This window comes from Vibrio sp. B1ASS3 (assembly GCF_905175355.1).
GTDB lineage: Bacteria > Pseudomonadota > Gammaproteobacteria > Enterobacterales > Vibrionaceae > Vibrio > Vibrio owensii.
Genome location: NZ_HG992742.1, coordinates 2,799,717 through 2,824,564, shown reverse-complemented (window position 1 = coordinate 2,824,564; position 24,848 = coordinate 2,799,717). Strand labels below are relative to the sequence as shown.

Here is a 24,848-nt window from a genome sequence, read left to right as displayed (position 1 = left end):
ACTATGAATCAAGAACTACCCCTAGACAACCTTAACATCACTTCAAAACCCTGCTCTCGAATTGGTTGGATAGTGGAAGTTCATCCAGAGAAGAATAGAGTAAAAGTAGATTTTGAGAATAACCCATTTTCTCAACCAATTTGGGCATCATTAGGCCGTGCTTTTACTCGGTCAGAAATTTTTATGGCCATCGATAATAAACTCGATTGCCGTATCTCTTTTCTATCCGAAGACCTCACCATTCCAACATTAGTTGATATCTACATATCTTTGCTGGAAGAACAAGAGCTTGTTGTTAAAGCAAAGAAAATAACACTTCATGCAGAGGAAGAAGTGCTTATTGGTTCCAGCGAGGCACAAACTAAATTTAGTGGGACGGATGGGCGTATTACTACAACGGCTAAGCATGTAAGTAGTAGTGCTGAAAAAATTCAGAAGATTCAGGGCTCCAAAGTAAAGCTCAACTAATCCACTTAATCCTGAGTAGATCATATTATGGCAGTAACAATAAGTGCAAATGGACTCAGTGTTGTCCATAAAGGTTCGGGCGGCGAAGCAAATGCAACACTGCCAGATGTCTGTCTAACAAAAGTGGGGAAGCCCATCGTACCTATCCCTTACGGTAATAATGCTAAATCGTCTGATTTAGCTGGCGGTTCAACAACGGTGACCGCTGACGGTGGGAATAGCATTGCATTAAAAGGCAGCACATTTGCAAAAAGTACTGGCGATGCAGCAGGTGATAAAAAAGGTGTCGCCTCGGGTACTATCGAGGCGGAAGCAAAATTCATTTCAGCTTCTCCCGATGTCCTGATTGAAGGAAAAGGCGTCGCTCGCCTCTCTGATCAGATGACAATGAACAAAGCTAACACAATGTGTTTGGGTGGCGTTCAAAACCCTGCTGTCAGCGTGACAGAAGATGAAGAAGGGACATACACGGTTTACGTGAAAGCTCGCTATCCTGACGGCATTCTGCTCAAAGATGCTGACTTTGATATTACCGACCCATCAGGAAGTGTGTTAACGAGCGGGCACTTTGATGACTCTGGAAAAAGCACAGTCTCTGGTTTAAAACCGGGACAAATTAAGATTTTGGCTAAAGAAAGTACGAATGCGTTTGTTCCTAAAGTTGTGCGAATTGATAATCCACATTATTTGATGACGCTAACTGATGAAGACTTTTTCGATAGAGCATCTCAAGGTCAGCAAACATTTTGGCACCCCTACCGTATAGCTCCTCCCTCTGAAGGATGGGGAGCAATGGGGACAAGTCTAACTGCCGATCGTTATTTTTTAGACATTGTCGATTTAGAGGTCAAAACACATTTTCTCCAGCGTCATCCAGACTTTTCATTCAGCATTCTTGCTGAAGCCTTAGTAGCAGGGATTGAAAGCATGTCTGAAGAGAGTATGGATCGTGTTCTTTCTCTTGGTTTACCCTTGGTTCTAGAGGAAGGTGAATTACTTTCGGTTCTGTTCCGTTTACCAAAACATGAAACAGCAGATCGAATGCTGGCATACATGCGAGCAAGAGGGAAAGGGAACCCACAAACGTTCTTACAAGAATACGACTGGCAAAGTGCACAGCAAGCGCTTAGTAGTCAGCTTGAAGCGGTGCTTTCAAAAGTAAAAGGGCGTCTCGAATCACTTAGCTCTGAGGCTAGCCGATTAAACTACCTGTATCTCTCGTCAGATATCTATGACGCACATGTAAGTACGATAAATACCTACTCGAAAAAACTGTCCGATAACCTTTCAAGCGCGTTTGAGCGTCTTCAAACCAAAGCGGAAAGCTTGATGAATGATACCTCTGAAGTTTCAGTCATTCAGGCACCGGATAACGTGTATTCAGCAGAGGCAGGGAATATTGAAGTTGTCATAAATGCGATTTTAAAAATCGACTTAGAAGAGCAGAAGTGGGTTAAAGTCCAGCTCTTTTATGATGACCTATGGCAGACCCCTTTCCTTGCTGACAATATACGCATACAGACGAATTCAGTCGTACATGCTGAACAGGTAGCACTCAACAAGCTGCCAAATAAGAGTACCGTCTCTGATAGCGCTATTCATGCTATAGAGAGTAGTGAGAAGCAAGGTGGGGTAGCTGCTTTTGATGATCTGAAGCCGAATACTGACCTCGTTACTGTTGAGATAATTGGTGAGCCCGGAATAGAGCGTCAGATTAAGGACACACGAGAGCTCATCGAACGCCGTCTAGACAGCGTTTATGTCCAAGTCTGCAAAGCAATGCAACCCTTCGCTTTACAGTGGCAAACGCGTGGTGTTGCAAGTTTGGCAGACGGTATTGATGATGGCATTGTTGACTGGGGCAAAGACTTCACAGACATGTTTAGTCAAGATTTCTGGAGTAGCTTTGGTAATACTGTTTGGGATGCTGGCGCATCAGTGTTAGATACAGGTGCTGTCTATGCTGCTGAAGCCCACAATTTCATAAAGCAGTCCCTTGAAGATCAAGTAAGAGCAGGGGCAGGATGGTATTTGTCGAATACAACAAAACCTGTAAATGAATTGTCATTCGACGATGTGACTGACTTGCTCGGAAAGGCACTTGAAGATGGTGTGGAATCCCTGAGTGACCTGATGTTAGATAATGGTGAGCGGTTAAAAGAGAAACTAATAGAGTTTTATGATGGCGCGGAGGATGCTGTTGAACGTGCTCGGTTGATTGCCAAATATCATGAAGAGATTATTGCGCTTCCGAAGTATATTGCCGAAAACGATGCGAGAGCACTTCAAACATTTATTGACACAGCCTTAAGAGAGATAGCTCCTGAGTGGGCGAAAGAAATTGATGATACGGGCGCTTTACCGAAGGCCATGGCAGTAATGCGAGATCCTTCATCAGCAATAACTTACAGTGCTTACGTTGTCCTGATATTGGATGCGATCCCACCAAACTTTTATACCTATTACGGCGGTAAGCTAGGTATCTACGTATTGCTAGAAGTCGTTCTGAACCTCGTGTTAGGGTTATTTACTCTAGGTGCAGGTGTCGCAGCTCGAGCTACTTCCACTGCCGCGAGGCTCGTAGTTAAGGGGAAACGTGCTAAACAAATCGCCGGAGCTCAAAAAGCACTCGATACTTTTGGTGAGACCTTGGATGAAATGAGCAAAATCATGGGAGATCTGGAAGGCTTAGCGGACAAATTGGCTAAACGTAAAGGGGACACCATCAAAGGCCGAGCAAACATGACGCTGTCAAAAGAAGTTGAGAGTAAAAAGCGAAAAGGCAAGTGTACAGTGTGTAAAAGCAGCAAACACCGTACTCCAAAGCTTTATCGTGGTGAGCTAGAAAGGAAATAAAATGAGTGAAGAAATAAGAGGAAACTTAGAAAAAAATCCTAAAGAAAAAGTTAATGGTAAGAAGGTACCTGACTACCGAGAAGAATGGATTAAAAGTGCGAATAAGTATAATAAGAAAAAAGCACATCCATTTTGTAATGGCATTCAGATGGATACTCACCACCTCATATCAGGGAAGGCACTAAGTGAAATTGACAAAGATATGCAAGAAGCTCTTATAGATAAGGGTTATAATATAAATAGCTTATCAAACCTTGTTGGTTTACCATCCAGCTACAAAGGGGCTTGCCACCTTGGTATCCAAGTTCACAGGACAGGGCATACGTTTAAAAGTAATCAATTTTCAGAGATAAAAGCATCCAATTACCATAGTGAAGTGATCGACTATTTAGTCGATATAGCTCAAGATATTTATCTTTGTTATGGCACCACCGAAGTCGTAGAGCCGAAAAGAGAGATCCATAAAAAACACATGGATCCGATCAGTGAGAAACTATTAAAAAGGATTTTGAACTTTAGCTTGCCACTGACAAAGGTTAGTGAGCATTTTAATAAGAAAAACAAAATCTATATTGGGTGCGCAAACAGTGGGAAAGTAGGCGAGCTATCAAAATCTATAACTCCTTGTGAGAATGGAAAGAATGGTCACAGGGGGGAGTGGGATGAATTCAAAGGTTATACTCCAGAAGTTCAAATATCTTTTGGAACAAGTTGGTCACCAAAGAGGGGAATATGAATAGTTACGAAGAACAATACTACAAGGTATTTGAAATCCCATTTAGAGATACTTATCTTCATTTAAAAGCATCATTGGATACAGGACGTCGCCGTTACAGCTTCACTAAACTAGATTTTGGTGATGGCCCTATATTCTTTACTAATGCAGAAAAAGGTGATATGCCTTTCATTGTAAGTGACTTTAATCTCCACAGTTTTTTTCCTGTAGTATCTAAGGAGATTGCAGATAAATTACTGCCGCTCAATATAAATGGCTTCCAATTGTTCCCTGCTGTTTTGATTGGTGATGATGAAGAGTGGCATGAAGATTTTTTCTTCTTTAATGCGTATGAAAACCTTGACTGTATTGATTTCGAGCGTAGTGAGATACTCGACTACTCCCCTGACGACAGTAGGCATGAGGTCATAAAGTATAAGTTCAAGAATGAAGTGTTAGATGCTATCCCACAAGAAAATCGTCTAATTATACGACCTCATAAAGTAGCAGGAGGCGGGTTGTTAATTCATGAAAGCATAGTTAATAAAATCAACAAGTACGTCAAAGACTCTGAGTTTAAATTCTTTAAATTGAGTGATTATAAGTTAGGTGATAAGTATAAATAACGCGCTCTTTTTATAAGATTGGCAACTACATATAATCAGATAATATGAGAAATTAAAGCATATTAGTGATAAAGGGGGATGTTTTTATTTCCCCCTAAATTCTTCTGCACTCATCACCGGTTTGATAGAGAACGCATCCAATAGTGTAACGAGATGAACACTTACTGCCACTGTTTTAGAAACCACATTTTGACTGCTTCTAGTATTGTGTAACTTTCTTACACCTAACCTCTGTGTTTTTGTTGAAGCTGACCAAAAGGACATGTTATGGTTTTAAATCTTGACAAATTATGGTTTCAATCGATATGTAACTTGTTGAGTTTAAACTATGTGGTTGGACGCATTATGGTTTTAGCGACAAAAGCCTCGCTTATACAGCGAGGCTTTTTCGTTTCTGCGCTGTAAAATCCACTCTTATACCTTTTCCCTTTCTATCAACTGGCTATTCGTCTGGCTGGTGGATTCTCATCACTCACAACCAAATTTGTATGCAGTATTCAGCCATGTCTCTTGTGGTTTCTCTTTGTTGTTAAATTGAATAAATATGCTATTTGCATAACTCGAATGTGATGTATTTCGACTAGCTAAATTTGGTCATTATTTATTAGCAATTTTTCTATCTTCCCTTGCAAATCTTTTCGGATAGTTTGCATTTTTGTCACGCTTGTTAGCCACTCTTAATAAAACCATCTTGTAGAAAAATTACACTTTTCGGGAAAAATGAAGTGTTTTTTTAGTCTAATCGGGGTCTTATTCATGTTTATTTACACTTAATTGATCTTTTGTATGACAAAATAAAATCGAGATTGATTGGGGTCAAAGATTCGTCCGCATTCGCTATCTGCCTATCTGAAAGTTAATTACAAGTATTCATCGGTTCGGGTAGGTTATTTTTACTCGCTGGCATAACACTGAATAGATTCTTGATAAATATTCAAAATGAAAATAACCGGTGCGACGGTGACTAGCGAGGCGATTTAACTCAATTCTATTCAGCGAATGCTTTTTATCAGTTTGAAATTGTACTGATGTCGCTTGAATGCTTTTTGGAGACCCCCATGACTAAAAAGTGGTTTACTGAGTCGGTTGAAGAAACACTGACTCAATTAAATGTATCAACTGAGCAAGGTTTGACTTCGGAAGAAGTAGAGCAGCGTCAGGCTGAACACGGCAAAAACGAGCTACAAGAGCAAGAAGGCAAATCTGCCCTTGAGCTATTCCTACACCAATTTAAGAACCCATTGATCTTCATTCTGGGTATTGGTGCGATCGTTTCCTTCTTTACTGGTCACCTTGTGGATGCGATTGCCATCACGGTGATCATCTTCATCAATGCCATCATTGCATTTTGGCAAGAGTTTAAAGCTCAGAAGGGCATGGAAGCGCTGCGCGAAATGGCAGCGCCAACCGCACAAGTTCGTCGTAATGGCGAATGGGTTGATGTGTTGGCACGTGACATTGTGCCGGGTGACATTTTAAAAATTAATACGGGTGACATCCTTGCTGCGGACGTGCGCATCATTGAAGCGAACCGTCTTGCGGTAGATGAAGCCGCGCTTACTGGTGAATCTGAGCCGGTTGATAAAATCGTTAAGGTGATTGAAGACGAAACCGTCGGCCTTGGTGATCAGCGTAATATGGGCTTTATGACCACGATTGTGACCACTGGTACAGGCTTAGGTGTGGTTGTCAGCACTGGCATGAAGACCGAAGTTGGCCACATTGCGGACATGATGGCAAACACCGAAGAAACCAAAACACCAATGCAAGAGCGTATGGATACCATCGCAAAAACCTTAATGGTTGCGGCTTTGGGTGTGGTGGCTGTGGTTTGTGGTATCGGCCTTTACCACGGTATGCCTTGGCTGGAAATTCTGAACACGGGTATTTCGTTGTCGGTAGCGGCGATTCCAGAAGGTCTGCCAACAGTTATCTCAATTGTTTTGACTATGGGCTCAACGCGCATGGTGAAGAACAACGCATTAGCGAAACAGCTTTCTGCAATTGAGACGCTGGGTTCAACCACGGTTATCTGTTCAGATAAAACGGGTACGCTGACACAGAACCAAATGCAGGTAATGAAAGCGTACGATGCAAGTGGTCGTTACTGGGAAGTGTCAGGCAAAGGCTTTAGCCCTGAAGGTGAATTCAAGCCGCTAGGTCACACGGTCGATGCAAAGCAAAGCCCAGAGATGATGAAAGGCTTAGTGGTTGCGACCCTGTGTAATGATGCGGAATACATTAAAAATGGCGATAACTCGTCTGTGCGTGGTAACCCAACCGAAGGCGCATTGATTGTTGCAGCGGCAAAAGCAGGTCTGGAACAATCAGACATGCTATCGACAGGCGGTTACTCTATCGTTGAGAAGTTCCCGTTTGATTCTGCTCGTAAGATGGCGTCAGTGATTGTCAAAGGACCGGATGGTAAGCACTTCTTGGCTATTAAAGGTGCGCCAGATGTGGTGTTGCGTAACGCTTCTGGCTTTATGGTCGACGGTGGTGAGCTACCTACAGCACCAACGATGTCGACAGGCAGCTTAGCGTTAGCGGCAAGCCCTGCAGAAGAGGTGATTGCGAACTACGAAGCGGCAATTCAGGACTTTGCAGAGCAAGCGCTTCGCACTTTGGCCGTAGGTTATAAAGAGCTGACAGAAGATGATCTCAAACGTGATCCTGCTGAGCTAGAGAAAGATGTGACCGTGCTTGGTTTGTACGGAATCATGGACCCTCCACGTCCAGAAGTTCGCGATGCAGTAGAAAGCTGTTATAACGCAGGCGTTCGCACGGTAATGATCACTGGTGACCACGCACTTACTGCAGCGGCAATTGCACGCGAAATCGGTATTATCCGCAGTGAAAAAGACTTGGTCATCACGGGCGCACAACTGGATGAGATGGATGATGAAGCGCTACGTAAAATCTGTCCGGAAGTTGCCGTCTTTGCTCGTGTAACACCAGAACACAAGCTGCGCATTGTTCAAGCTCAGCAACACAATAATGAAGTGGCTGCTATGACAGGTGACGGCGTGAACGACGCGCCAGCTCTTCGCCGTGCGGATATCGGTGTTGCAATGGGTATCACCGGTACATCGGTAGCCAAAGATTCGGGCGATTTGATTCTACTGGATGACAACTTCAGCACGATCGTTAAAGCCGTGCGCCAAGGTCGTCAGATCTTCGATAACTTGCGTAAGTTCATTCGCCAAGCACTGACGGCAAACGTGGGTGAAGTATCGGTTATCTTGTTCGCCTTCTTGATGATGGGACCAGAAGCGATTCTGCCACTTACGCCACTGATGATTCTATGGATTAACTTAGTTTCTGACGGCTTGCCAGCGTTGGCATTAGGTGTAGAACCTGAAGAGAAAGATTTGATGGAGCGTAAGCCGCGTAAGCGTAACGAAAGCTTCTTCAGCGACCATCTGGGCACTCGTATTGTGACACGCGTACATTTAACTCGCTATACCGCAAGAATCCATTCACCAACAAATACCTATTGGGTGCTGTAGTGGTCTCGGCAACGCTGTCCCTTGGCGTGATTTACACCGGTCTTGGTCAGCTGATCTTTAACACAGAGGCACTAAGTGCTGGTCACCTATTTGGTGTGATTCTTGTGTCTTCGCTGCCGACATTCATTTTGTCTGGCATTAAAGAGATGACGAAAACCAAAGTCGTTTAAGAATGGTGGTGTCGATTCTTTCAGCATAGGGAAGCGACAGATACCTAAAGCCCGCCGAGAGTGATAGCTTGGTGGGCTTTTCTTTTCTCTCAAGCAAGGCATCTCTTTAGCTGTGCGAAGGTTTACTCTATAATCCCCCCGTTTTCATCTGGTACTTCACCAACTTTCATCTGGGATATTTTCATGATTTCAAAAAACCAACTAAAACTGCTGCGTGCTTTAGGTCAAAAGAAGCAGCGTAAAGCGCACGGCTTATTTCTGGTTCAAGGTGAAAAGAACGTACTGGAATTGGCGAACAGCTCACTCATGGTAAAGCAGATTTTTGCGACGGCTGAGTTTCTAGAGCAGCACAACCAAGAACTAAATGGCTTCGAGTGTATTGAAGCGTCACTAGATGACTTAACTAAAGCAAGTACGCTGGTGAGCAACAATGCAGCCATTGCTGTGGTTGAAATTCCAAACGTAACAGTGCCTCAGGCAAAAGGCTTGATGATCGCATTGGATGGCGTTTCTGATCCGGGCAACCTAGGTACGATCATTCGCGTAGCGGATTGGTACGGTATCAAGCACATCATCGCGAGTACAGATTGTGCCGATCCATACAACCCAAAAACCATCAGTGCAACCATGGGCAGTTTTGGTCGCGTGCAAGTGAGCCTAGTGGATTTACCAAGCTACCTAGAAGAGGCAAACTTGCCAGTGTATGGCGCTTTCCTTGAAGGCGAGAGTGTGCACAAGACGGAATTCTCAGCAGAAGGCATTTTGTTGATGGGCAGTGAATCTCACGGTGTGCGTGAAGCGGCATCGAAGTTTGTGACCGACAAGATTACCATTCCAGCGTTTGGCGGTGCTGAGTCTCTAAACGTAGCAATGGCGACAGGTATTATTCTGGATAACATGCGTCGTCAACACAGCTAATCGCAGCAACGAATCATAGATACAAAAAAAGCGTAACGAGCCAGACTTTTTCAAGTTGAGGTTCATTACGCTTTTTTCGTTTTAATGCGCTTATTTTTCTAGCATGTCCAACTTGTTTGGTACGCCGTTCCACTTTTCCGCTTCATCCATTGCTGGCTTCACTTCAGTTTGTACCGGCCAGATTTCTGCAAGTTCTGCGTTGAGCTCTTTGTAGATCACTTGATCTTCTGGAAGCTCGTCTTCTTGGAAGATGGCGGCTGCGGCACATTCGTCCACGCACAAACCACAGTCGATGCACTCAATCGGGTTGATTACCATAAAGTTTGGGCCTTCGTGGAAGGCATCAGCAGGGCATACCGCGACACAGTCTGTGTATTTACATTGGATACAGTTATCGGTTACGACAAACGCCATGATAATCAGCTCTTAAGTTAGTCAAAATTGAAGAATGGGGATAATACTCATCCCAAGGCAAAATTCAACATTCGCTACGTTAATTCCGCCGCGCAACTTGGATTTAGTATGACAGACAAATCAATTTCTCGTAAAATGCGCGCCATTGTGAGCTGACTGCTTTTTCACCCCTGATATTCACGTGGGGAAATTAGTAGTTCTGGCTAAGACACCTACCATAACGAGACATCACATGATTCGTATTAATGAAATTAAACTTCCTCTAGATCATGAGGAAGGCGCGCTATTGGACGCGATTACTAAAAAGCTTGGCATTGCTGCTGAGAAAGTTATCTCTTTTAATGTCTTTAGACGCGGCTACGATGCTCGTAAGAAAACTAATATTCATCTTATCTACACGCTAGACATCATCGTTGAAGGTGATGAAGAAGCGTTGCTAGCGAAATTCGAAAAAGATCCGCACGTTCGCCAAACACCAGATATGGAATACAAGTTTGTTGCGAAAGCACCGGAGAACCTAACAGAGCGCCCAGTGGTGATCGGTTTTGGTCCTTGTGGTCTATTTGCGGGCTTGGTTTTGGCTCAAATGGGCTTTAACCCAATCATCGTTGAGCGCGGTAAAGAAGTACGTGAGCGTACTAAAGACACGTTCGGCTTTTGGCGTAAGCGCACACTAAACCCAGAATCAAACGTGCAGTTTGGTGAGGGCGGCGCGGGTACTTTCTCTGATGGTAAGCTTTACAGCCAAGTGAAAGATCCAAACTTCTACGGTCGTAAAGTGATCACTGAGTTTGTAGCAGCAGGCGCACCAGAAGAAATTCTATACGTAAGTAAGCCGCACATTGGTACCTTTAAACTGGTTACCATGATCGAGAAGATGCGCGCGAAAATCATCGAGCTAGGTGGTGAGATCCGCTTTAGCACTCGTGTTGACGATCTACATATGGAAGATGGCCAAATCACAGGCGTAACGCTATCAAACGGTGAAGAGATCAAATCTCGTCACGTGGTGCTAGCGGTAGGTCACAGTGCTCGTGATACCTTTGAAATGCTGCACGACCGTGGCGTTTACATGGAAGCGAAGCCGTTCTCTGTTGGTTTCCGTATCGAGCACAAACAGTCGATGATCGACGAAGCACGTTTTGGTCCAAACGCAGGTCACCCAATTCTTGGCGCAGCAGACTACAAACTGGTTCACCACTGTAAGAATGGTCGTACGGTTTACAGTTTCTGTATGTGTCCTGGTGGTACTGTTGTTGCGGCAACTTCTGAAGAAGGCCGCGTGGTAACCAACGGTATGAGCCAATACTCTCGTGCAGAGCGTAACGCGAACAGCGCAATCGTAGTGGGTATCTCTCCAGAAGTTGATTACCCAGGTGATCCTCTAGCAGGTATCCGTTTCCAACGTGAACTAGAATCGGGCGCTTACACACTCGGCGGTGAGAACTACGACGCACCAGCACAGAAAATCGGTGACTTCCTGAAAGGTCGCGATCCAAGTGCACTGGGTGATGTTGAACCATCATTCACTCCGGGTATCAAACTGACTGACCTGTCAAAAGCGCTACCTGCATTTGCTATCGAAGCGATTCGTGAAGCAATCCCAGCATTCGATCGTAAGATCAAAGGTTTTGCATCAGAAGATGGTTTGCTGACGGGTGTTGAGACGCGTACGTCTTCTCCAGTTTGCATCAAGCGTGGTAAAGACTTCCAGAGCATCAACTTGAAAGGCTTCTTCCCTGCGGGTGAAGGTGCAGGCTACGCGGGTGGTATCCTTTCTGCGGGTATCGATGGCATTAAAGTGGCAGAAGCGGTGGCTCGTGACATCGTCGCTTCAATGGAAAACGCATAATTTAATCGCGTGATATAACATCAAAAGCCAGCCTAAATCTAAGGCTGGCTTTTTTGTTTCTGCTGCATAGCTAGTTATTTCTTTTCGCCCTTCTTATATTGACTCACTCCTGACTCGAATCACGTCCAAGCTTTGTATATTCTTTGCTCACAGCCAAGCAGATGGTCGATGTAACTTTAAATAAATATGCAACTTAGTATTCATTGCTTTGTGTTATGTATCAATTCAGATAAAGATCAATAGACTACACCTATAAATAAAATTGCTAATTTCCATTTAGTAAAATCAAGAAATTAGACGACACTTATCTTAAAGGCAGCAAAAACGTGCCGCTAAGGAGATAAGAATGCATTCACTTAAAGTTAAAGATTACATGACGTTACAGGCAGTGACTTTCACCAAGAACATGTCGTTGACGGCGGCTTTGGACAAGGTGATGCAAAGTGTTACTCTAGGTGGGCCTGTTATCGACGAAAACGAGAAAGTCATCGGATTCCTTTCTGAACAAGACCTTTTAGACAAACTCGTTAAAGCCAGTTACCACTGTCAGGATACACACACAGTAGAAGAGTGCATGCACTTAGACGCGCTATCGGTATCGCCTGAAATGTCGATCATCGAATTGGCTGACATGATGAAAGTTGGTAAACCTAAGATGTATCCGGTGGTGGATGACAAAGATAAGCTCGTTGGTGTGATCACAAGACGCGATGTTTTAAGAGCCATCGGCAAAACACTGAACGAATGTTTCAAACATCCCGTTTAAGAACAAAACAATAAGTATTAAGACGAAAGACGCCTCGGCGTCTTTTTGTCGTTGAGGAAGAATATGTCTACGCAAGACGCGAAGTTTGTCCAAGGTTCTACCATGCGCCACATCTTAGTGATGTCTGGTGCAGGCTCTGTCGGTTTGATGGCACTGTTTGTCGTCGATCTGCTCGATATGTTATTCATCAGTATGCTAGGGCAGGTAGAGCTTGCTGCGGCTGTCGGTTTTGCTGGAACGCTGATTTTCTTCTCAACCTCAGCATCCATCGGTACTTCGATTGCTATGGGGGCTTTGGTCTCTAAAGCGATTGGCGCAAAGGATTTTGAACGAGCAAGGTTGATGAGTGGCAGTATCATGCTGGTGGCCTTTATGATCAGCTTGGTCATTACCATTAGTATGTTCATCCACATTCCTGAATTACTCGCAGCCATAGGTGCTGAAGGGGTCGCTGCCGAGCGTGCAGAAGCTTATCTCAATATTCTATTACCAAGTGCACCGATACTTGCGTTAGGTATGTCTGCCGGTGCAGGACTGCGTGCCGCTGGAGATGCAAAGCGATCTATGTGGGCGACTTTAGCGGGCGGTATTGTTAACGCGATTCTTGATCCGCTGTTTATCTTCGTCTTCAAATGGAACGTAGAAGGAGCAGCAGCGGCGTCTGTTATTGCGCGTTTCACGGTATTGGCTTTCTCCCTTTACCCACTAGTAAAAGTGCACAAGCTGGTTTCATTCCCTAATCTCGATATCGTTAAAATTAACCTTAAACCGATTTTGGCGATTGCCGTGCCCGCCATTATTACCAACACTGCTACGCCGATTGGTAATGCGATTGTGACCACTCACATTGCCCAATTTGGTGAGGATTTTGTGGCAGGTTTTGCCGTGATAGGGCGTTTAACTCCAGTGTGTTTTGCTGTGATTTTTGCTTTGTCTGGTGCGGTCGGCCCAATCATTGGTCAAAACTTTGGTGCGGAGCGGATGGATCGCGTGAAGCGAACTCTGACCGACTCTTTGCTGGTGACTACCATTTATACTCTCGCCGTATGTGCTCTGCTTTACGTTCTGCAAGATTACATTGTGGCCATGTTCAGCCTGACGGGTGACGCTGCGATTATTGTTGCTGCTTTCTGTACCTATGTGGCGATTACGTTTGTGTTCAATGGTACTTTGTTCGTCGCCAACACCTCCTTCAATAACCTTGGTAAACCGCTGTACTCAACGGCATTGAATTTGGGCAAAGCGACCATAGGTACGTTGCCTTTTGTTTACTTCGGTTCTCAGTGGTATGGCGCGCTCGGTGTGCTTTACGGCCAAGCAGTGGGTACGATTGTTTTTGGTTTACTTGCACTGGTAGTGCTGAACAAGCACATCAAAGATCTGATGCAGAACTTTGGTGAAGACTTGGTGGAAGACGATCCCGCCATCACTTGCGTTAATACTCAGCCTTTCTGTTCTCACGATGCGGTATTGATTGATGAGGTCGCCACCGCTCTGGAAGAGGAAAAAGCGTAAATTTTCCTAATTTCACATAAATACGCTTGACCTTGGAGTTAGCTCTAAGGTTTATTCTTAGCGGTAGATAGAGACTTATCACCAATAAGGAAAGTGAATTATGTGTACGAAACATCAAGGTTGCCAATCAGGCAAAATCAACTCTGCGGTGGCGCTAGGTGCAAACGACTCTTGCTGCGCACCGGCAAAACCTGCTCTTAATATTACGCAAGCAAGCGTGATCACTTCAGAGGATTCTTGTTGCAGCGGCGGAAGCTGCAGCTCGGATTCTCTTGAAGATGAAGGCCCTGCCGAACCCCTTGAGTCCTCCATTCGCCATAGCTGGTTAGTGTCAGGCATGGATTGTCCTGCCTGTGCTCAAAAACTTGAAAAAGCCATTTCTTCTGTTGAAGGTGTCACGAACGCCAAAGTCCTGTTCGCGACTGAAAAGCTGGTGGTGGATTTTGATAACCGTGCACTTGCGCCTGTCATTGAGCAAGTTTCTCAACAAACCGGTTTCCCACTGACTTCGACAGATGCGCCAAAACCAAAAGCCGAGAAAAAAGGTTGGTTAGGCGTTATGAAAGACAATGTTCAAATCCTTTCTATCGCAGGTGCGATGGCGTTAGCCGGTCTTATCTCTGATTTACACCCAACCTTCAGCACGTGGCTCTTTACGTTGACCTGTTTGCTTGGTCTGTATCCGGTTGCGATGAAAGCGGTCAAGTTGGCTCGCAGTGGTACACCATTCGCGATTGAAACGCTGATGAGTGTCGCAGCGCTGGGCGCGCTATACCTAGGTGAAACCGCAGAAGCGGCGATGGTGCTATTGCTTTTCCTTATTGGTGAAAAGTTAGAAGCATACGCATCATCTCGTGCGCGTAGTGGCGTTCAAGCATTGATGGATCTCGTTCCAGAAAATACCACTCTGATTGTGGACGGCGAACGTCAAGAAGTGCCAGCGTCACAACTACAGCCGGGGGATGTGATTGAAGTTGCGCCGGGTGGTCGTATGCCAGCTGATGGTGTACTGATGACTCAAGCGGCAAGCTTCGATGAAAGTGCATTAACGGGCGAGTCCGTTCCGGTAGAGCACAACGAAGGCGGTAAAATCATGGCAGGTGCCGTGGTTGTCGACAAAGTCGTGCATGTGAAAGTGACGTCTCGCCAAGGTGAGAACGCGATTGACCGTATCCTACATTTGATTGAAGAAGCGGAATCACGCAAAGCACCACTTGAACGTTTCCTAGATAAGTTCAGCCGCTGGTACACACCATTGATGATGCTTGTCTCTCTATTAGTCATCATCACACCGCCATTGTTGTTTGCTCAACCTTGGGAAACGTGGGTGTACCGTGGTCTAGCATTGCTGTTGATCGCATGTCCATGTGCGCTCGTCATCTCTACGCCAGCGGCGATCACTTCTGGCTTGGCGGCAGCGGCAAAACGAGGCGCACTGATCAAAGGTGGTGCAGCGCTTGAGCTACTGGGTCGTGTGGAATCTGTAGCATTCGATAAGACGGGCACACTGACACAAGGTAAACCGCAAGTAACTGATGTGGTTCCATTCGATGTAACAGAAGAGCAGCTATTAAGCTTAACGGCGTCGATTGAGATTGGCTCAAGCCACCCGCTAGCAATTTCTTTGGTGAACAAAGCACAAGAGCAGGGCATCAACATTCCTGAAGCGGCAGACAAAACGGCGCAGGTTGGTTCTGGTGTGACAGGGCTTGTTGAAGGCAAATTGGTTCAAGTGATTGCGCCATCGAAAGCCGATTTTGCCATCGCGTCTGACATCGAACAGCAAGTCGTGGCGTTGGAAGATCTAGGTAAGACGGTGGTTATCGCTCGTCACGATGAACAAGTGATTGGTTTGATTGCTTGGCAAGACACACTTCGCCAAGACGCTCAACAAGCGGTTGCTGCACTGAAAAAACTGGGTATTTCATCAGTGATGTTAACTGGCGATAACCCTCGCAGTGCCGAAGCTATTGCGAATCAAATTGGCCTTGATTACAAAGCAAGCTTGCTACCAGCAGACAAAGTGCACTACGTGGAAGAGATTTCAGCACAGCACACTGTCGCGATGGTGGGTGACGGCATTAATGATGCGCCAGCAATGAAAGCTTCAAGCATTGGTATTGCGATGGGCGGTGGTACTGACGTTGCACTTGAAACGGCTGATGCTGCACTGACTCACAACCGTTTGATCGAGCTAGCAGGTATGATCGAGCTATCACGTGCGACGCTGAATAACATCCGTCAGAACGTGGCGCTTGCGCTGGGTCTAAAAGGTGTGTTCTTGGTAACAAGCTTACTGGGCATTACTGGCTTGTGGGTTGCGGTACTTGCCGACAGTGGTGCAACGGCACTAGTCACATTGAATGCTCTGCGTCTGCTTCGCTTTGAATCAAAACAAGTGAAATAAATCAGTTAACAGCTGAGCGATGAATAAGAAGCCCGAGGCGTACTGTCTTGGGCTTTTTTGTGTCCATAAAACGGTAATCACTATGCTGAATAATTCGTTTGGCAAATCACTCATTAGTATGCAACGAAATGATCTTTTGGCTATTAAAGTGTGATCTAAACCGTTTTTATTTGAAAGTGTAGATTTATTACATTGTTTCATTGTGACTGTGATCACTCAATGTTGGTGAAAGGTTCGCTACAGTGCATCTGTACCCAACAACTTATTAATGAGCTTATTGTTTACAAAATAAGCCACAACAAGGAGCGACTTATGTCTCAAGCTGTATTCCATTTAGGTGTTACTGAAGCGGATCTTAATGGTGCTACTCTAGCAATCATTCCAGGCGATCCAGCGCGCGTACAAAAAATCGCAGAAGAAATGGAAAACCCAGTATTTCTAGCAAGTCACCGTGAATACACGCTATACCGTGCAGAGCTAGACGGTAAACCTGTTGTGGTTTGTTCTACAGGTATCGGCGGTCCATCTACGTCTATCGCAGTAGAAGAACTAGCGCAGCTTGGCGTTCGCACTTTCCTACGTGTTGGTACTACTGGCGCAATCCAGCCGCACGTAAACGTAGGTGACATGATCGTGACTACGGGTTCTGTTCGTCTAGACGGCGCGAGCCTACACTTTGCTCCAATGGAGTTTCCAGCAGTAGCAGACTTCGAAATCGCAACAGCAATGAAAGCGGCTGTTGAAGAGTCTGGTGCAACTGTTCATATGGGTGTGACTGCTTCAAGTGACACTTTCTACCCAGGTCAAGAGCGTTACGATACATTCTCTGGCCGTGTTGTTAAGCGTTTCCAAGGTTCTATGCAAGAGTGGCAAGACATGGGCGTTCTGAACTTCGAGATGGAGTCAGCAACACTGCTAACCATGTGTGCAAGCTCTGGCCTGAAAGCAGGTTGTGTGGCGGGTGTAATCATCAACCGTACACAAAAAGAGATTCCAGATCATTCAACGCTGAAAGAAACGGAAGCTCGCTCAATTAAAGTTGTAGTAGAAGCAGCGCGTAAGATGCTTTAAGCACAACATTTAGTTGGCATTTAAACAAACGGGAAAAACCAGAGGTTCGCCTCTGGTTTTTTCTATCTCGCAGTTTTGTCTGAGTATTCAAACAACAAATCTGACGCAATAAAAAAGCAGCTCGAGGCTGCTTTTTTGATTTTTGAACGATATCGACGATTAGATTTCGTCAGAACCACCAGCGGCTTCAAACCAAGCACTTAGGTGAGTTTTGAGATCTTTCAGCTCGTCTGGGCCAATAAGTGCCAACCCTAAGTCTTCAGCACGTGTGATGTCGTTATGACGCAGCGGACGGAAGCTGACCAGCATGGCACGAGCTTGTAGGCCACCTAACAGATCACGCAAAGATTCAAGCTTGTACAAGGTGTCATCGCCATCATCGCGCATGCCTTTGGTCTTACATTCGATGATGTGAAGTTTATTGTTCACCACCGTTGCGACATCAAGTTCATTGCGAACTTCGCTTTCACCGAGTTTGCGATAAACCTGCACGTTCAATGAACGGTCTTGGATCGTCGGCATGGTGTCTTGAATCTGCTTCACAGTGCTGTGAACCAGAGTTTCTAACCATTCACCGTTAGAGAAACGACGAGCGTCTTCATCTGCAAACGTCAGCACGCCATTTTCGTATGTCGCGATTTGTGCCTCGACCAAATCGGTCAGCAGCATGTTCAGCTCGCGGTAGCCTTGTTGTTTCTCAGAAAGCTCAACATCCAACTTCTGCTCTTTACGACAAGTGGTTGCAAGGTAGTTCAGCGTCGCAAGGCCAGGGCCAAGCTCAAGTGCGTTAGATGCCCAGCGTTCACCCAGTTCGTAAAGCTTTTGGTCAAGTTGAGGAGGAAGGTCTACGTGGTGGAATTCACCGCGTGCACCGAAAATCGTTAGGTAATCAGAGATGGTAATGTGGTCTTCTACTTGCGTATCTTCTTTGCCATCTGGGTAAAGCCAGCACAGTTTGTCGCTGTTTGGTTCTACTACGAAGATAGGCCAGCGGTAAGTACGGAAGACTTCGTACACGGAAAGCAGGCGGTGACGTAGGCCACAACTTGCGTTGAGTTTAACTTCTTCACCTCGGTCGTGGAGGTCTTTTGCCAATTTGTGGACAGATTGTTTGATCAGAGAAGTGTTTACTGCAGAAGGAATTTCAAAGAATTCAGACGTAATTTCTCGCTGCTCTAATACTGCGCTCAGTCGCTCGTACATATCGGATTGGCTCTTGTCGCCGATGAAGACGATATGTGTACTTACAGTGCGATTATCCAAAAGAGGAGTGACTAATCTCACTGGATCTTGGTCGATAATACCAACATGAACAGCCATAGGTTTTCCTTCTTATTTGGCTTGCTCGAAAAGAGAAAAGAAAAGGGATGAGCAAGCCATATAAACCATATGTAGACACAGCTCATAAAAAACAAGGGCGACTTCAATAAAAAGTCACCCTTATACAGTTGGTTGCAATAAATCCGTTAAATTTGGCGGCGGATTTTATAGCTTAAATCGATGAACCAGTTCGTTTTGCTGATGCGCTAATTGCGTCAAAGATTCGCTAGTTTGAGCAATACTCGACATCGCATGGTAGCTTTGATCGGCAATGCTATTGATGTCTTCAATGCTGCGCGCAATATCCGCTGAAGTCTCGCTCTGCTCTGCTGCCGCTTGAGATATGTGGGTACTCATCTGGCTGATTTCGATAATAAGCGCTTGGATTTCTTCCATAGAGCTATTTGCTTTTGAAGCTTGCTCAACGGACATTTCCATATCACTCATACAGCTCTGAATAACTTGGCTAGCAGACTGCGAACTCGATTGAAGGTTACTGATCATTGCTTCAATCTCAGTTGTCGATTGTGTGGTCTTGGATGCCAGCACGCGAACTTCATCCGCAACAACCGCAAAACCACGGCCTTGTTCACCAGCACGAGCGGCTTCAATGGCGGCGTTGAGTGCCAACAAGTTAGTTTGTTCAGCGATGTTACGAATCACGTCTAGAATCGAACCGATCTGGCCGCTCATTCTCTGTAGCTCAGAAACCGCAGACACAGATTCATTCAAACGCGTTTCTAACTGGTTAATGGTCGAGATGTTACTGTTCATAACGTTGCGACCTTGGTCAGAAGCGGTTTCTACACGCTGAACCATTTCTAGTGAGCCTTGTGCACTTTGTGCGACCTCTTGAACCGAGTGAGACATCTCTGTCATCGCTGTCGCCACATTTGCGGTTTGCTCACGCTGTGAGTTCAATTGACCTTGCGCTTGAGAAGAGGTTTGCTCATTCGTTGAAGCGGTCGAAGCAAGGTTCTCTGAAGCGTCGTTAAGCTTCACAAGAATGTTGTGCAAACTGTCCGCAAGGGTATTTATATGCCCACTTACGCGGCTAAATTCGTTGTTGTGACGATTTTCAATACGCTGTGTCATGTCGCCTTCTGTTAGGCTTTCTAGCACTTTCAAGATGCGTGTTAGTGGCTCACGGACACTTTGTGCGATGTGGTAACCGATGGCGGTTGCAAACAGAACGACAATCACTGCAATCACAATCGCTTTCGTCACGCCTGCTGAGTAAATGTCTCCTGCATCCGCTAAAGATTCGTTGAGCTTGTCTGTTGCGGTTGTTGTGAATTGCTCAAGAATCGACATGCTTGAGTCAACTTTGGTGGCAAGGTTCGCAATGTTGTTGTAAAGCGCCGCACGAGCCGAAAGGTAGTTGTTGTGTTGGTCTAAAACACCACCACGCATACCGACGTCACGTGTGAATTGTTCTACTGATTCACCAAAAGCTTTTTGAAGTTCAGGAAGTTGAGTTACCAAACCACGGAATGCGTAGTTGAGGTGTGTGACTGCCTTGCGGTTTTTCGCTACGGCTTCAGTTACAAACTCAGGGTTCGAGCTTGCTAAGGCATCAGACGTAATAACTTCAGCATCTTTCAATTTGATGAAGTAGCTCTTTGCCATCACTTTTACAGAGATACTGCTTTGGTCCGCCACGTACTCTTTCAGACCAACAGAAAGCTCAGTGTTAAGTTGTTGGAAGCGACGAGAAGACTTTTGCACTTCTTCTTGTGCAGCGAACATGGCTTCGTAGTTATCCATGGCTTCTTTTGCTTCAGTAAAATAGCTCTGCTCAAGTTCTTTAAGCTGAGAAAAAGGTTCGGCAAGAGAAGGGTAGATTTGGCTCGCGACTTCAAGTTGGCTCAATGTCGCTTCAAAGGTTTGTTGAGATTTGGCAAATTCCTGACGCATCTCGTCCATGCGTTGTTTATTCTCTGTGGTCAGGAAGTCTTTAAAAGATTTGTCTGCAGAAAGCAGTTCAACACTGGTTTGGTTAGATAATGAAACAAGTGGTAATGAAGACTTAGATACCGTCTCAAACTTACCGTGAATATCATTCATGCCCCCCATCATAATGGCAATCGTGACAGCAAACAGGACGATGATCAGTGCGAAGCCTGCATACATCCGTTTAATAACTGAACCTCGCATAAGTGAGCTTCCTCTCCCAAAAATAGACAATATAAATAAGAATTGTCTTAAAAAAGTAACAAAATTCACTGGATTGTATTGAGTTTGCGACGCACGTTTTATGACGCACACGACAAAAAAAGCTTCAACGTCACGACTTATATTGATAATGTTAAGTGAACACTGTTTTTTATTGAGCTCGCTTTTGGCTTAGCGCATACTAAATAGGTTACACACCTTATAAAATGGAGTACCCATGGCGGAAGAAACCATCTTTAGCAAAATTATTCGCAAAGAAATCCCAGCAGATGTCCTTTACCAAGATGACTTAGTAACGGCATTTCGTGACATCAATCCGCGTGCGCCAAGCCATATCCTTATCATTCCAAATAAGCTGATCCCGACAGTAAATGACGTGGAAGCGGAAGACGAAGCGATGATGGGACGTATGTTCACGGTAGCGAAGAAGCTTGCTAAAGAAGAAGGCATTGCAGAAGACGGTTACCGTTTGATCGTAAACTGTAACTCACATGGCGGTCAGGAAGTCTATCATATTCATATGCACCTAGTGGGCGGTCGTCCTTTAGGTCCTATGGTATTGAGCTAATCTATTAGAAGTGGGTGAAGTGATTCATCCACTTCTTTATTCCTGACGAACAACACATTTGTGGAGATAAATGTGAAACATGGTGTGAAGCTATTCGGATTAATGAGCTGGGTCCTGCTTGCTACAGGATGTGCAAACTTGTCCGCTGGCAATCTCTTCAGTCATTACAGCGACCAAAATAAACAAGTCTATCAGGCAGTGGTTGCGGGTGAATATGCCAAAGCTGAGCAACTGCAATCGAGTGATATTGGTGGCGATATACTTGGCAACTTTGAGCAAGGTCGAATCTCGTTTCTTGCCCAAGATTACCCAAAAAGCCTGAGTTCACTTGAAGACAGCGATCGTGCAGTGCGTAAACAACAAGATCGCGCAACCATTTCTGTAACGGAAACGGCGACCAGTGTTGGGTCTCTTGCCGTTAACGACAACCTAAACGAATACCAACCTGCCGACTATGAACTCGGCTTTTTGCATTTGTACCTCGGTCTGAACTACCTACAAAAGAATGACCTTGAAGGGGCACTGGTTGAAATGCGTCGTGCAAACCAAGTGCAAGAAGCGGCAAAGAAAGCACGTGAAAAGGAACTAAAGCAGGCAGAGAAGGATCTTAAGAAGCAAGGTATGTCAGCGAACCTAGGTAGCGTGTTAGCCAACTACCCAGACGCAGGCAAGAAGCTTAGCTCAGTGCAAAACGGCTACTTGTTCTACCTTTCTGGTTTGCTTTATGAAGCGTCACGAGATTTGAACAGTGCGTACGTAGACTATCGTCGCGCGCTCGCTGTGATGCCAGATAATAAGCAAGTGATTGAAAGTACAATGTATGCCGCGAAAAAGCTCGGTATGCGTCAAGATCTTCGTATTCTTGAAAAACGTTACGGCAAAGCGCCTTCAGGACTGAGTAAGTCACAAGGTCGTGTGATCGTGATAGACGAACAAGGCGTGGTGGAAGCGCTGCAAGGTTGGCGCATTGACTTGCCGATTTATGATAGCCGAGGCGACGGTGCGATTTATTCGCTTGCGCTGCCTTACTACCCGAAACGTGGAACACAGCGTTTTGGAGATGTTGCGCTAAATGGCAACAAGCTACCTTCAAGCACATTGGCCGATGTGAACGCGATGGCGCAAAACGATTTGCACGAACGTTTGACTACGATTGTGATTCGCCAAGCGATTCGTGTTTGGGCAAAAGACAGAATCCGAAAAGAAGCGGCAAAAGGCGATGATGTCGGCAACATTCTTTTCAATGTGTGGAATACATTAACCGAACAACCTGATACCAGAAGTTGGCAGACGCTACCAGGTACGGTGAAAACGGCTTCGAAAGTCGTGAAACCGGGGCAGCAAAGCTTAAACGTTGGCGATCAGGTGTATCAATTCGAAGTGCCAGCACAGCAAACAACGTTGGTTTGGGTATCTCGTCAGGGATCGCATTCCACAGTTTGGCATAAACAACTAGGGAGGTTGTAATGAGAGCATGGCTTATTGGCTTGGCAGTGATCATTGGTTTAGCGGGTTGTGCTGACAACACCGCTGGTATCCGAATCGATGGCCAAACCCAAAAGGTTTTCTTCCACGATAACGTCATGGGTAGTCGCCTGTTGGTAGACAACATTACCACGACTTATGTGGATGACCGTCCGCGTGGCGTTGTGCAGTTGAGCAGTAACTATAAAGGTGACCAAGAGATCCTTTACCGCTTTTACTGGTACGACAATACTGGTCTTGAGGTGAATACCAAACCGGGTCCATGGCGCAAAATGATCGTGCGTGGATTTGAACAAGTGACTTTGTCTGAAGTGACGGTGAACCCTAACGGGACTCAATTCCGCGTACAAATTCGCGAAGCACAAGATAACTAACTCGTTTCGAGTAACACAATTTCGGCGGCTATGCTGCTTTGCCAAGGTGGAGACGCCTTGGGATGAAACACAAACTAAGGAACTCTCATGAAAAAAAGTATTATTGCTCTTTTAGGTCTTGCCGTCATTCTGGGTGGTTGTTCAAACAAAGTCTCTTACGGTGATGCGCAAGCGACAGAAACCACAACGATCGACTTCGGCTCGACGGATCTACAAAAAATTGCTGGCGAAATGGTAGACAGCATGATGATGTCAGGTTCAGTGGCAGCAATTACTCGTGACCAACGTCCTATCGTGTTTGTTGAGCGCATCAAGAACAAGACAAGCGAACACATCGATACGGAGTCTATCACTGACACTATTTCTACTAAGATGCTGAACTCTGGTAAGTTCCGTTTCGTAGACATGGATCGTGTTGAGTCTGTTCGTGAGCAACTTAACTTCCAAAACACTGATGAGCTAGTAAACCAAAGCACGGCAATCCAATTCGGTAAAATGGTCGGTGCGCAATACATGCTTTACGGTAACCTTTCTAGCATCGTGAAAAACGCAGGCAGCGACAAAGACGTTTACTACAAAATGACTATGCGCCTAATGGACCTAGAAACGGGTCTGATCGAATGGGCGGATGAAACGGAAATCCGTAAAGAACAATCTAAGAGCCTATTTGGTCTTTAATTGATTCAGTTTGGTCTTATGACCTAAGTGGAGAAGTCGTTCATGGCGTGGTTTTCTTGGCAACAAGCGAAACAATTAGACCCGAGTTTAAATGCGCTTGATGGCTTCTTTGCATCACCACCAGTGAAGGTTCAAACCGTCACTGGTGGGCTTACCAATCGCTGCTGGCGGTTGGAATCCTCAGAAGGTCTTGCTTACGTCTGGCGACCGACCAGTAATGTGTGCAAGGCCTTTGCTATTTCTCGTCACAACGAATATCAAGTACTCAATGCGATTGCCCCTCTCAACCTAGGTCCAAAGCCCGTCTTTGTGCATGAGCAAGGTTTGTTAGTGGAGTGGGTGCCGGGTGAAACGTTGACGAAGCCAGGAATTGATATTGAAGAGCTATTACCGATTGCTGCTAGGGTTCATGAATATCCTGCAACGGCGGTTCCTTTAGTTCCGTTCTCGTATCTTTCGCGCATCGATCATTATTGGTTGGAACTGGCTGGTCAGTACGTCGGCACTGAGTACGAAGCGCTTTATCAAAAGTGGCGTTCTGAGCCAAGCGTGGCGCAAGTCCCTGCAGCACTGTGCCATTTTGACCTTGGGTGTTACAACTTAGTTCGTGGCGAAGAGGGCGTAAAAGTGATTGATTGGGAGTACGCTGGCTTAGCGGATCCAAGACTCGACTTGACGCTGGTTCTGCAACTCGCCGATGTGCCTATTGAACGGGGTGTAGAACAATATTGCCAGATTCGTGGTATTGAAGACGTCGCTTTATGGTTGGAAGGCGTGCAAGCGTGGATGCCAAGAACTCAAATGATGGCGATGCTTTGGTATTTATTGGCCTACAAATTGTGGGATGATGAACAATACTTAGACAGTGCTCGTGAGTTTAAAGACTTATTATGTATGGAAGATCACTGTTTTGATAACTCATGACTTTTTCCTCTTTAACCATAAAGAAATAGTGGTAGTT

Annotated in this window: 18 protein-coding genes and 1 pseudogene; 16 read left to right on the top strand and 3 right to left on the bottom strand. The window is 45.4% G+C overall.

The features are described from left to right. Positions 1-3: 3 nt before the first annotated feature. The 6 genes and pseudogenes from KJB05_RS12780 (at position 4) to KJB05_RS12755 (ending at position 9,262) form a co-directional block, all read left to right on the top strand. A complete protein-coding gene (locus tag KJB05_RS12780) occupies positions 4-468 on the top strand; it encodes a hypothetical protein (RefSeq protein WP_199483324.1) in 465 nt (154 codons plus the stop codon). 27 nt (positions 469-495) lie between these two features. Further along, the gene (locus KJB05_RS12775) at positions 496-3,324 is read left to right on the top strand and encodes a DUF4150 domain-containing protein (protein WP_208443906.1); all 2,829 of its coding nucleotides are present in this window, start codon (positions 496-498) and stop codon (positions 3,322-3,324) included. A gap of 1 nt (position 3,325) precedes the next feature. Continuing rightward, complete coding sequence (locus KJB05_RS12770; protein WP_208443907.1) at positions 3,326-4,060, top strand: AHH domain-containing protein; 735 nt, start codon at positions 3,326-3,328, stop codon at positions 4,058-4,060. Then, complete coding sequence (locus tag KJB05_RS12765) at positions 4,057-4,665, top strand: DUF1629 domain-containing protein (protein WP_104040164.1); 609 nt, start codon at positions 4,057-4,059, stop codon at positions 4,663-4,665. Before KJB05_RS12770 ends, KJB05_RS12765 begins: the two co-directional genes overlap by 4 nt. Before the next feature lie 1,058 nt (positions 4,666-5,723). Continuing rightward, positions 5,724-8,344, top strand: a pseudogene (locus KJB05_RS12760) (cation-translocating P-type ATPase). A 183-nt stretch (positions 8,345-8,527) separates the two neighbouring features. Next, positions 8,528-9,262, top strand: coding sequence for an RNA methyltransferase (locus tag KJB05_RS12755; protein WP_020195041.1), 735 nt, complete (start codon positions 8,528-8,530; stop codon positions 9,260-9,262). Positions 9,263-9,352: 90 nt separating this feature from the next. Here the strand turns inward: KJB05_RS12755 and fdxA are convergent, their stop codons facing one another. Next, positions 9,353-9,676, bottom strand: a complete 324-nt coding sequence (gene fdxA / locus KJB05_RS12750) for a ferredoxin FdxA (protein WP_005431654.1) — start codon at positions 9,674-9,676, stop codon at positions 9,353-9,355. A 232-nt stretch (positions 9,677-9,908) separates the two neighbouring features. Between fdxA and KJB05_RS12745 the strand changes: the two genes are divergently transcribed. From KJB05_RS12745 to udp, 5 genes are all read left to right on the top strand, one after another. After that, positions 9,909-11,528 (top strand): NAD(P)/FAD-dependent oxidoreductase, encoded by a 1,620-nt coding sequence (locus KJB05_RS12745; RefSeq protein WP_009707141.1) that lies wholly within the window; start codon positions 9,909-9,911, stop codon positions 11,526-11,528. 346 nt (positions 11,529-11,874) lie between these two features. Continuing rightward, entirely contained in the window at positions 11,875-12,294 is a 420-nt protein-coding gene (locus tag KJB05_RS12740; RefSeq protein ID WP_005437523.1) for a CBS domain-containing protein, read from the top strand. 63 nt (positions 12,295-12,357) lie between these two features. Further along, a complete protein-coding gene (locus KJB05_RS12735) occupies positions 12,358-13,809 on the top strand; it encodes an MATE family efflux transporter (protein ID WP_039985985.1) in 1,452 nt (483 codons plus the stop codon). A gap of 100 nt (positions 13,810-13,909) precedes the next feature. Further along, positions 13,910-16,216 carry a zinc/cadmium/mercury/lead-transporting ATPase gene (locus tag KJB05_RS12730; RefSeq protein ID WP_208443908.1) on the top strand — a complete coding sequence of 769 codons (2,307 nt, stop codon included), beginning with the start codon at positions 13,910-13,912 and terminating at the stop codon, positions 16,214-16,216. A 312-nt stretch (positions 16,217-16,528) separates the two neighbouring features. Next, positions 16,529-17,287 carry a uridine phosphorylase gene (gene udp / locus KJB05_RS12725; RefSeq protein ID WP_005437517.1) on the top strand — a complete coding sequence of 253 codons (759 nt, stop codon included), beginning with the start codon at positions 16,529-16,531 and terminating at the stop codon, positions 17,285-17,287. Positions 17,288-17,446: 159 nt separating this feature from the next. Here udp and KJB05_RS12720 read toward each other — a convergent pair whose 3' ends face one another. Beyond that, positions 17,447-18,607 (bottom strand): DUF1887 family protein, encoded by a 1,161-nt coding sequence (locus KJB05_RS12720; protein ID WP_005437515.1) that lies wholly within the window; start codon positions 18,605-18,607, stop codon positions 17,447-17,449. Between the two features lie 165 nt (positions 18,608-18,772). Further along, a complete protein-coding gene (locus KJB05_RS12715; protein ID WP_039841532.1) occupies positions 18,773-20,764 on the bottom strand; it encodes a methyl-accepting chemotaxis protein in 1,992 nt (663 codons plus the stop codon). Positions 20,765-20,999: 235 nt separating this feature from the next. Here KJB05_RS12715 and hinT point away from each other — a divergent pair, with 235 nt between their 5' ends. The 5 genes from hinT (at position 21,000) to thiK (ending at position 24,811) form a co-directional block, all read left to right on the top strand. Beyond that, positions 21,000-21,350, top strand: coding sequence for a purine nucleoside phosphoramidase (gene hinT, locus KJB05_RS12710; RefSeq protein WP_005437511.1), 351 nt, complete (start codon positions 21,000-21,002; stop codon positions 21,348-21,350). Positions 21,351-21,422: 72 nt separating this feature from the next. Continuing rightward, on the top strand, positions 21,423-22,817 hold the full coding sequence (locus KJB05_RS12705; protein WP_208443909.1) for a hypothetical protein: 1,395 nt from the start codon (positions 21,423-21,425) through the stop codon (positions 22,815-22,817). Next, positions 22,817-23,209: a YcfL family protein gene (locus tag KJB05_RS12700; protein ID WP_005437509.1), complete on the top strand. Its 393-nt coding sequence runs from the start codon at positions 22,817-22,819 to the stop codon at positions 23,207-23,209. Before KJB05_RS12705 ends, KJB05_RS12700 begins: the two co-directional genes overlap by 1 nt. 87 nt (positions 23,210-23,296) lie before the next feature. Then, positions 23,297-23,887 carry a penicillin-binding protein activator LpoB gene (lpoB, locus tag KJB05_RS12695; protein ID WP_005431666.1) on the top strand — a complete coding sequence of 197 codons (591 nt, stop codon included), beginning with the start codon at positions 23,297-23,299 and terminating at the stop codon, positions 23,885-23,887. A gap of 42 nt (positions 23,888-23,929) precedes the next feature. Then, complete coding sequence (gene thiK / locus KJB05_RS12690; RefSeq protein WP_208443910.1) at positions 23,930-24,811, top strand: thiamine kinase; 882 nt, start codon at positions 23,930-23,932, stop codon at positions 24,809-24,811. Positions 24,812-24,848 lie beyond the last annotated feature (37 nt).

Excerpts from the sequence above, each read along its gene's own strand:
- KJB05_RS12780 (WP_199483324.1), top strand. The coding sequence starts at position 4 with ATGAATCAAGAACTACCCCTAGACAACCTTAACATCACTTCAAAACCC.
- KJB05_RS12775 (WP_208443906.1), top strand. The coding sequence starts at position 496 with ATGGCAGTAACAATAAGTGCAAATGGACTCAGTGTTGTCCATAAAGGT.
- KJB05_RS12770 (WP_208443907.1), top strand. The coding sequence starts at position 3,326 with ATGAGTGAAGAAATAAGAGGAAACTTAGAAAAAAATCCTAAAGAAAAA.
- KJB05_RS12765 (WP_104040164.1), top strand. The coding sequence starts at position 4,057 with ATGAATAGTTACGAAGAACAATACTACAAGGTATTTGAAATCCCATTT.
- KJB05_RS12755 (WP_020195041.1), top strand. The coding sequence starts at position 8,528 with ATGATTTCAAAAAACCAACTAAAACTGCTGCGTGCTTTAGGTCAAAAG.
- fdxA (WP_005431654.1), bottom strand. The coding sequence starts at position 9,676 with ATGGCGTTTGTCGTAACCGATAACTGTATCCAATGTAAATACACAGAC.
- KJB05_RS12745 (WP_009707141.1), top strand. The coding sequence starts at position 9,909 with ATGATTCGTATTAATGAAATTAAACTTCCTCTAGATCATGAGGAAGGC.
- KJB05_RS12740 (WP_005437523.1), top strand. The coding sequence starts at position 11,875 with ATGCATTCACTTAAAGTTAAAGATTACATGACGTTACAGGCAGTGACT.
- KJB05_RS12735 (WP_039985985.1), top strand. The coding sequence starts at position 12,358 with ATGTCTACGCAAGACGCGAAGTTTGTCCAAGGTTCTACCATGCGCCAC.
- KJB05_RS12730 (WP_208443908.1), top strand. The coding sequence starts at position 13,910 with ATGTGTACGAAACATCAAGGTTGCCAATCAGGCAAAATCAACTCTGCG.
- udp (WP_005437517.1), top strand. The coding sequence starts at position 16,529 with ATGTCTCAAGCTGTATTCCATTTAGGTGTTACTGAAGCGGATCTTAAT.
- KJB05_RS12720 (WP_005437515.1), bottom strand. The coding sequence starts at position 18,607 with ATGGCTGTTCATGTTGGTATTATCGACCAAGATCCAGTGAGATTAGTC.
- KJB05_RS12715 (WP_039841532.1), bottom strand. The coding sequence starts at position 20,764 with ATGCGAGGTTCAGTTATTAAACGGATGTATGCAGGCTTCGCACTGATC.
- hinT (WP_005437511.1), top strand. The coding sequence starts at position 21,000 with ATGGCGGAAGAAACCATCTTTAGCAAAATTATTCGCAAAGAAATCCCA.
- KJB05_RS12700 (WP_005437509.1), top strand. The coding sequence starts at position 22,817 with ATGAGAGCATGGCTTATTGGCTTGGCAGTGATCATTGGTTTAGCGGGT.
- lpoB (WP_005431666.1), top strand. The coding sequence starts at position 23,297 with ATGAAAAAAAGTATTATTGCTCTTTTAGGTCTTGCCGTCATTCTGGGT.
- thiK (WP_208443910.1), top strand. The coding sequence starts at position 23,930 with ATGGCGTGGTTTTCTTGGCAACAAGCGAAACAATTAGACCCGAGTTTA.